Annotated in this window: 1 protein-coding gene; it reads right to left on the bottom strand. The window is 81.5% G+C overall.

All coding sequences use genetic code 11. The features are described 5' to 3' along the window. Positions 1 to 2,302 (bottom strand): hypothetical protein (locus Q7L73_RS28515; RefSeq protein ID WP_304715792.1); only part of this gene is annotated, 2,302 nt, incomplete at both ends.

Raw genomic sequence — 2,302 nt, 5'->3', positions numbered from 1 at the left:
GGGCGCGGCGTCGGCGGGGGCGGGCGCGGCGTCGGCGGGGGCGGGCGCGGCGTCGGCGGGGGCGGGCGCGGCGCCGGGCGCGGATGCGGTGTCGCTCTCCGCCAGCAGGCCGCGACAGCGCAGCAGCGTCGCGCGCGCCCAGCCGCTGCTGCCGCGTTCGAGCTGCGGCAGCAGCGCGGCGGCCTCCTCGACGCGGCCGGCGCGCACGAGCGCCTCGACCAGGTCCCCGGCCCACTGCACGACCGCCGGCTCGTCCATCCCGATCCGCTCGGCATGGCGGCGGCACTCCTCCAGCGGCGCGATCGCGAGCTGCGGGCGGCCGAGGCCCAGCTCCAGCAGGCCGAGCGCGGCGCGGCCCCACATGCCCATCGCGTCGGCGCCGATCGCGTCGCAGATCGCGATCGACAGCTGCGCGTGCTCGCGGCACTCCTGCTCGCGGCCGAGCGCGGCCTCGGCGCCCGCGAGCAGCCCGGCGGCGATCGCGACGAGGCTGTGCTGGCGCGTCTCGACCGCCAGCCGCAGCGCCTCGGAGCCGTCACGCTCGGCGGCCGCGAGCCTGCCGCGCCGCAGCTCCAGCTGCGAGCGGACGGCGAGCGGATAGATCAGCTCGGTGACGGCGTTGCGGGCGCGGCCGCGCGCGATCAGCTCGGCGAGGATCCGCTCGGCGCGGTCGAACCGCTCCAGCCAGATCGCGGCGTGCGCGGGGCCGGCGAGCTGCTCGGCGCCCCAGCGCGCGCTGGCCGGGTCGAGCAGCAGCGGCTCGTGGCGCGCGATCGCCGCGTCGGCGGCGGCGCCGTCGCCGCGGTTGACCTGTGCGACGGCGGCGTGCAGCTCGCCGAGCGCGGAGAGCGCCTCGTCGCCGGCGGCGGTCGCGAGCGCGGCGATCCGGCCGGCGGCGGCCGTCATCGCCGCGTAGTCGCCGACGACGCGGTTGCGGACGTTGGCGTCGAGCAGCATCCGTGCCGCCCGCGCCGGGTCGGCCGGCGCCGCCGCCTCGGCCTGCTCGGAGAGGATCCGCGCGCCCGCGTCGAGCTGCCCGGAGCGCATCGTGACGCGGCCGCGCAGGTGCTGCGCGGCGGGCCGCAGGTGCTCCGGAAGCGTCGCGTCCGCGAGCGCCGCCTCGGCCAGCTCCAGCGCCCGCCCCGGCTGCCCGACGACCGCATACGCCTCCCCCGCCGCCAACTGCCGCGCGCCGCGGGCCGGCGCGGCGGCGGGGGTCAGCTCGGCGGCGCGGGCGAGGGTGTGGGCGGTGGCGTCGAGCGCGCCGCGGGCGCGGGCGTGCTCGGCGACCGCGACCAGCAGCGCCGAGACCTCCGCATCGGGACCGTCGCAGGCGGCGGCGAGGTGCCAGGCGCGGCGGTCGGACTCCTCCCCGTCCGGCTCCAGCACGCCCGCGAGCGCGCGGTGAGCGGCGGCGCGCTCGGCGAACGGGGCCGCGTGGTAGACGACCGCGCGCAGCAGCGGATGGCGGAAGCGCAGCCAGCCCTGCTCGCTCCGCAGCAGCCCGGCGCGCTCGGCCGGCTCCAGCGCCGCCGGATCGAGGCCGGCGGCGGCGAGCGCGGGGCGGATCCGCGCCAGCGGCAGCTTCTCGTCGGCCGCCGGCAGCAGCAGCGCGCGCACGGTCGCGGGCGGCAGCGCGGCCAGCTCGGCGCGGTAGGCGCGCTCGATCGCCGCGCTCGGCCGGATCGGCCCCTGCGCCGCGGCCGCCCCGGCTCGCTCCGCCTCGCCGAGCGCCCGCGTCAGCTCGACCAGCGCGAGCGGATTCCCCGCCGCCGCCGCGACGACCCGTTCCAGCGCCGCGTCGGCGAGCGGGGCAGCGTCCGCCCCGACGACGGCCTCTCCAGCGGGCGCGGAGGCGGCGGCGCGAGCGGGGTCGGAGGCGGGGGCGGCGGCGGGCGCGCGGGCAGATCCAGCGGCGGGCGCAAGCGCGGCGGCCGCGGCCGCGAGCGCCAGCGCCCGCGCGTCGCCGTCGGCGAGCGGGGTCAGCTGGAGCTGGTCGAGGCCGCGCGCGGCGAGGCCGCGATCGGGCTCCGGGCGGGCGGCGACGAGCACGACGACGCCCTCGTGCAGCAGCCGCCGGGCGGCGAAGCAGAGCGCGTCGAGCGAGGCGTCGTCGAGCCAGTGGGCGTCGTCGACGAGCACCGCCAGCCCGCTCGGCGCCCGCATCGCAGCCGCCTCCAGCAGCCCCAGCAGCGCCACCGCGACGGCGAACGGGGGTTGGGGCGCGGGCGCGGCACCGGCGCCGGCGGCATCAGCGCGGGCGGCGGGCGCGGCGGCAGCGGCGGCGGCAGCGGCGGCGGGC

The sequence above is a fragment of the Conexibacter sp. CPCC 205762 genome, from assembly GCF_030646155.1.
GTDB lineage: Bacteria > Actinomycetota > Thermoleophilia > Solirubrobacterales > Solirubrobacteraceae > Conexibacter.
Note: the sequence above shows the minus strand (reverse complement) of the source record. Positions and strands in the feature narration are given on the sequence as shown.